The 6,444-nt window shown below is 30.9% G+C and carries 5 protein-coding genes; 2 read left to right on the top strand and 3 right to left on the bottom strand.

Translation table 11 applies throughout. From position 1 onward, the window contains the following. Positions 1 to 111 (top strand): transposase (locus tag ABID14_RS06670; protein WP_354368417.1); only part of this gene is annotated, 111 nt, incomplete at its 5' end. Between the two features lie 348 nt (positions 112 to 459). Further along, positions 460 to 2,481, top strand: a complete 2,022-nt coding sequence (locus ABID14_RS06665; RefSeq protein ID WP_354368407.1) for a CoA-disulfide reductase — start codon at positions 460 to 462, stop codon at positions 2,479 to 2,481. A 63-nt stretch (positions 2,482 to 2,544) separates the two neighbouring features. Here ABID14_RS06665 and ABID14_RS06660 read toward each other — a convergent pair whose 3' ends face one another. The 3 genes from ABID14_RS06660 to ABID14_RS06650 all read right to left on the bottom strand — a co-directional run bounded on the left by ABID14_RS06660 (position 2,545) and on the right by ABID14_RS06650 (position 6,443). Then, positions 2,545 to 3,585 carry a P1 family peptidase gene (locus ABID14_RS06660; RefSeq protein WP_354368405.1) on the bottom strand — a complete coding sequence of 347 codons (1,041 nt, stop codon included), beginning with the start codon at positions 3,583 to 3,585 and terminating at the stop codon, positions 2,545 to 2,547. Continuing rightward, positions 3,575 to 4,510 (bottom strand): nitronate monooxygenase, encoded by a 936-nt coding sequence (locus tag ABID14_RS06655; protein WP_354368403.1) that lies wholly within the window; start codon positions 4,508 to 4,510, stop codon positions 3,575 to 3,577. Before ABID14_RS06655 ends, ABID14_RS06660 begins: the two co-directional genes overlap by 11 nt. A 241-nt stretch (positions 4,511 to 4,751) precedes the next feature. Further along, on the bottom strand, positions 4,752 to 6,443 hold the full coding sequence (locus ABID14_RS06650) for a sensor histidine kinase (protein WP_354368401.1): 1,692 nt from the start codon (positions 6,441 to 6,443) through the stop codon (positions 4,752 to 4,754). Position 6,444: the final 1 nt, after the last annotated feature.

Genomic DNA, 6,444 nt, shown 5'->3' with positions numbered 1-6,444 from the left:
GTAATACGTATATTTCCAAATGAAAAATCAGCAATAAGATTAATAGGAGCTATATTAATTGATATAAATGAAGAGTGGATAACTACTCAAAGAAGTTATATTAAATTTTAGATAGTTATCATTCGCCTTAAAAGATTATAAATACTAAAAAGAACCTGTCAAGGTACGCTTCGCTTTGTCCCTTGACAGAACCTTTTAAGTATTTATTTGATAGCTAAGGCAAATGATAGATTAAATATTGTACTAGATTAATTTACACAATATTATGGACTTGACAAAAAATTTTTAATTCAATAAACATATTAAACTATTTTATTAATTGGCAACGACCTTAATCGATTTTATTGATTAACTTATTAAATTTGGGTATAAGAAAAGTAAGAGTGATTACAATATACTAATTTTTAACTAGCTACAAACAGAGTTTATGTTTATTTATATATTTTTTAAGGAGGACAAATGAAAAAAATTGTAATAATAGGTGGAGTTGCCGGTGGAGCTTCTGCTGCAGCAAGACTTAGAAGACTTGACGAAGAAGCAGAAATTATTATTTTAGAAAGAGGCCCTTATATTTCCTATGCAAACTGCGGCCTGCCTTATTACATTGGCGATATTATTGACAACCGAGATGCCCTTTTGTTAAATTCACCAGAAGACTTAAAAGAAAAATATAATGTTGATGTAAGAGTTAACAATGAAGCTATCTCTATCGATAAAGATAATAAAGAAATTTCTATTAAAAATAAAGAACAAAATAAAATATACAAAGAAAACTACGATGAATTAATTATTTCTACAGGTTCATCACCTTTAGTACCACCAATTGATGGCATAGATTCAGATAAAATAATGCCTCTTTGGACAGTACCAGACACTGACAAAATAAAAAACTTCATTGATACAAATAATGTAAAATCAGCTGCCGTTATAGGCGGAGGATTTATTGGACTTGAAATGGCTCATAACCTATATGAACTTGGTTTAGATGTATCTATAATTGAACGTGATGAACAAGTAATGGCTCCACTCGATAAAGAAATGGCTGCCCTTTTACATGAAGAAATTATGTCAAAGGGTGTCGAATTAATTCTTGGCGATGGAGTTGAGTCCTTTAAAGATAAAGGTAAAGTTACTATAAATCTAGAAAGTGGAAAATCACTTGAAAAAGATTTTGTTATATTATCAATTGGCGTAAGACCTAATTCTGAAATAGCTAAAGATGCTGGTATAGAACTAAATGATAAAGGCGGCATAAAAGTTAATAATAAATTTGAAACAAATATTGAAAATATTTATGCCATTGGCGATGTCATTGAAGTTGATAATTTTGTTTCAAAAGATAAAACTATGATACCTCTAGCAGGTCCTGCAAATAAAATGGGAAGAATGATAGCCGATTTAATTAGCGGTTTTGACAAAGAATATATTGGTAGTCTTGGCACAGCAGTTGCTAAAATATTTGACTTGACTGCTGCCAATACTGGACTAAATGAAAAAGCCCTTAAAGATAAGGGTTTAGAAAAAAGAAAAGACTATGATTTTGTAATAATAAGACAAAACTCTCACGCTGGTTATTATCCAGGTGCCACTCAGTTGACTCTAAAAGTCATATTTGATTTAAAAACTCAAAAAATACTTGGTGCTCAAGCAGTAGGATATGAAGGCGTAGACAAGAGAATTGACGTGATTTCAACAAGTATTAAATTTGGTGCAACTATAAAAGACTTGACTGAACTTGAACTTGCCTATGCTCCACCTTACTCTTCAGCAAAGGATCCTGTCAATATGGCTGGATTTACTGCTGAAAATGTAATTAATGACTTAGTAGCTTTCTCTGATGTCAATATAGAATATGGAGATAATTTAGAAGAACACATTACTCTACTTGATGTTAGAACACCAGCTGAAGTTATGGCTTTTGAAATACCTGGTGCAGTAAATATTCCATTAAATGAACTGAGAAATAGATTAGATGAATTAGATAAAAATAAACACATAGTGGTCTTTTGTGCCATTGGTGTTAGAGCATATAATGCACTTAGACTTCTAAAAAATAATGGATTTAAAGATGTCTGTATATACCCTGGCGGTGCTAGATACTTTAAATCGATTAATTACAAGGATCTATATGAAAATAATAATATAGATAAGGAAGATAAAAAAGAGACTAATGAGAATGAAGGAGATGAAGTTATGTCTTTAAAAGATATGAAAAATGCAGTAACAAACCCCGAAGAAAATAGAGTGATTAACCTTAATTGTAGTGGAATGCAATGTACAGCAACTTTAACAGAACTTTATCAACACATGCACAGTATGAAAGTTGGAGATATTGTTGAAGTTAAAGCCACAGACCCTGACTTTAGCGACGACGTAATAAATTGGGTTAAATCTAATGGCCACACATTATTATCTAACGAAAAAGTTGGGGACCATTATATAGCTAAGATTAAAAAAGAGAAAAATGAAGAAGATAAATAATAATTAATTTTTAAAAAAATCATTATATTTTAAGAACAGTGGCCTTAAAAACCACTGTTCTTTTTATAATTTTAAATTTGATTTTTTTAGACTATCTTGTAGAGAATATATAGTTTTTCCACTTTTTAATTTTACACTTTCTCCATGAATTAGTGCAGAAAGTACTGACTCTTCCACACAATCAATTGTCGCCCTAAATACATCATTAATAAATTTATCAGAGATAAATTTCATAGAATGCATATTATCATCGTGAATTTTATTTGCAGTAGAAAATGCTATAGATATATCTCCACTTCCGTGTCCAATTATTGAACCAACATTTGAAAGAGCGACACCCGCTCTTTTGGCAACTCTTTTTAGTTGTATATTAGATAATGGAATATCAGTGCCTATAATTATTATTATAGAACCCTTTTCTCTTTCTACTTCTGTATTTTTGTGAGCATTATATAGCTCTTTACCAATTTTTCTACCATTAATTTTTAAATCTTTTATTCTGCCAAAATTTGATAGCACTAAACTCCCTATTGTATAGTTACTACTATCTATATTTATAACTCTAGAAGAAGAACCAATACCACCTTTTAAACTCATTGTAATCATTCCTGTACCAGCACCAACTGAACCTTCTTCAAAATCAGAGCCTGCACTTTCTATGGCTTCTTTAGCATGAAAATCTTTTATTGCCATTGCCCTCATGTCATTTATCACACCATCATTACACTCACAGACTAAAATATTCGGTGCTGCCATCTCATTTCCAATTTTTTTATATTTAGATATCAAATACTTTGTAGTGCCGCTTAGTACATCACCTACGCTCATTGTATTAGTAAGCATAATAGGTGCCTCAATAAGACCTAATTCTTCAAGTTGAACTAGGCCTGCTGTTTTACCAAACCCATTTATTACCACAGATGAAGCTAAAAGTTTTTCATTAAAAATATCTCCATCATGAGGAAATATAGCCGTAACTCCCGTTTGTATATTATTTTCTTTTATTGTCGCATGCCCCACCTTAACTCCAGGGACATCAGTAATTTTATTTAATTTTCCAGTTTTAATTTCACCAATACTAATATTTTCTAAATTAATTCCCATTTCTACACCAAAAATCTTTAAGTTCGTTATAACCAGTCATCAAATTTTCAATTATATCTTTCACACTCTCTATATTATTTAAATATTCAAGGCCTTGTCCCACCATGATAGAACCCCAATCAATGTCACCATCACGCACAGCTTTTAATGAAGAACCTGTTGCATATTTTTCAAATTCATCTAAATTCGATTTACTAATTTCTATTTCTAAAAGCTTTTCTGATAATTTATTATTTAAACATCTAATTGGATGAGGTCCTGTAATTCCAGTGACAGCCGTATCTCTATCTGTAGCATTGATTAAAGCCTTTTTAAAATTTTCATGTACTGGAGTTTCATCTGCTACCAAAAATCTAGTTCCCATTTGTACACCACTTGCCCCAAGTATTTCTGCAGCAAAAATATGTCTTGGTGTATAAACTCCTCCAGCTGAGACTACAGGAATATTTACTGAATCTACTATTTCAGGTAGAGCCGCAAAAGTATTCAATTTACCAATATGTCCTCCTGCTTCTGCTCCTTCAAAGACACAAGCATCTGCCCCTAGTGATTCAACTTTTAACGCCATTTTTTTATTTGCAATTATAGGTATAACTTTTATGCCATTCTCTTTCCAAAATTTCAAATATGAAGCTGGATTACCTGCACCACAAGTAACAATTTTAACTCCCTCATCAACTACTAATTTGCTTAGTTCTTCAACATCTTCATGAATTAAAACCACATTTACACCAAAAGGTTTATCAGTAAGTTCTTTCATTTTTCTAATTTCTTCTCGCACCTGTTTTGGAGAAAAACCTCCAGTGGCTATCATTCCAAGACCACCTGCATTTGAAACAGCAGAAGCTAATTTTGAAGTTGAAATATTGGCCATAGCACCTTGCAAAATTGGATATTTAATATTTAAAATTTCCTGAATATTCATTATTTCCTCCCCAACTGAATATATTTATCATTTATTTATAATTACCCAATAGCGAGCTTTAACAGACATTATTTATAAAGTTATACGAAACCTCTCCAAAACAGGACTCATTTTGAACATTATTAACTTTACAAGTTATACAATAAAATTAAAAATAATGCTAAAAATCCACCAATAATAGATGGACTTTCAGCATTATAATGGAGTTATCTCATATTGATAGGAGTACATTATGAGAAATTTATTCTTTTTCTATCGCTTCTTTACGATTTTTCTTGAGTGTAATATTAAATTTAGTCCCAACATCTAATTTTGAACTAATTTCTAACTTACCATCAATAGACTGCAGAATATGTTTTACAATTGAAAGACCTAAACCAGTACCTCCAATTTTTCTAGAACGAGATTTTTCAACTCGATAAAATCTTTCAAAAATTCTATTTAAATCTTCGTTAGAAATACCTATGCCTGAATCTATAATCTCAATCTTGACATCTTCTGCAAATTCTCTAATTTTTATATTAAGTGAGCCATCGTCTTTATTATATTTGATACCATTGTTTATAATATTTGCAAATAGCTCCCACATCATTGTTTTATTCTCAACAACTTTTCCATCTCCTTCGAGTTTGACAGAGATGTTTTTCTCCTCTATTACAGAGGATTCTGCTTTTATTATATCTCGCATTAATTTATTAAGTGCTACTTCTTCTCTAGTGAAGCTAGCATTAGAATCAAGGCCAGATATTTTCATAATATCTTCTATAAGAGTCAAAAGTCTCTTGGAGTCGTTATAAATAAGTCTATAGAACTCATTTTTATTGTCTTCATCAACCATTCCATTGACAAGCAATTCAGAAAAACCACAAATAGATGTCAGTGGTGTTTTTAACTCATGACTTACATTAGAAGAAAACTCTTCTCTTAGCTTGAGTGCTCTAATCTCCTCTGTCTCGTCAATAAACAAAAGAACAACACCTTTTACTCGTCTGTCCTCAAAGACCGGATTTATATAAGTTTTAAACTTTCTATCTTCAATATCTGATATAGTCTCTGTGCTTTCGCCATAAAGAGCATTTTCTATTAGTTTAATTAGATCACTATCCCTGATTAAGGTCAGTACACTCTCACCAATTAAATTTCTCTTAGCATTAAAGAGATTTTCTGCAGAATTGTTGACAGAAAGTAGATTTTTATTTTCATCAATTATGATCAAGGCTTCTTTCATATTTCTAAGTATTGTTTGAATTGTATCTTTCTCTCTTTTTAATTCTCTAAGATTATCTGTTATCATATTATTTTGTTTATTAATCTTTGTTATGAAAGGACTAAGCTCTGGAAATTTTTCTACATCAATATTTGAGAGGTCCTCGCCTAAATTGTTTAAGGGATCAAAAGTTTTTTTAGTAAGTTTTTGAGAAACTATTGAGCCAACCAAAAATATTAATAAGGAGAAAACAAGGTCGATTGGCAAAACTTTTATAAAAGCACCCACGAGGTTATCCATCTCACGAGCAACTCGTATTACATTTCCATTGTCAATTGTTCTTGATACATAATATAGATCTTTAGATACTGTCGTGGAATATCTAACAACTTGAGCAAATCCAGTTTCTTTTGCTTTTATAACTTCAGGCCTATCAGCATGTGTAGGCAAGAATTTTGGATTTTGAGAGCTATCAAAAATCACATCGCCATTGGCTTTAATAAGAGTTATCCTAATATCTTTCCTGCCCTTTGAAATTTGCTCTAATAAATCTAAATCCTCACCGTATTTATTCATAGATTTCTCTAGTGTAAATACCACATCATCTAAATCTTCATTAGATCTAGTTACATAGACAGAATAATAAACAAACATTGAGGCTATTGTAGATAGAAAAAGAGTTAAGAAAGAAATTCCAAGTAAATATCTAAAAAATTTATTTTCCATT

This window comes from Peptoniphilus olsenii (assembly GCF_040545475.1).
GTDB classification, from domain to species: domain Bacteria; phylum Bacillota; class Clostridia; order Tissierellales; family Peptoniphilaceae; genus Peptoniphilus_A; species Peptoniphilus_A olsenii.
The sequence above is the reverse complement of the archived record's forward strand: the minus strand, read 5'-3'. Positions and strand labels throughout refer to the sequence as shown.

Coding starts and splice junctions, on each gene's coding strand:
- ABID14_RS06650 (WP_354368401.1), bottom strand. CDS start 6,443: ATGGAAAATAAATTTTTTAGATATTTACTTGGAATTTCTTTCTTAACT.
- ABID14_RS06655 (WP_354368403.1), bottom strand. CDS start 4,510: ATGAATATTCAGGAAATTTTAAATATTAAATATCCAATTTTGCAAGGT.
- ABID14_RS06660 (WP_354368405.1), bottom strand. CDS start 3,585: ATGGGAATTAATTTAGAAAATATTAGTATTGGTGAAATTAAAACTGGA.
- ABID14_RS06665 (WP_354368407.1), top strand. CDS start 460: ATGAAAAAAATTGTAATAATAGGTGGAGTTGCCGGTGGAGCTTCTGCT.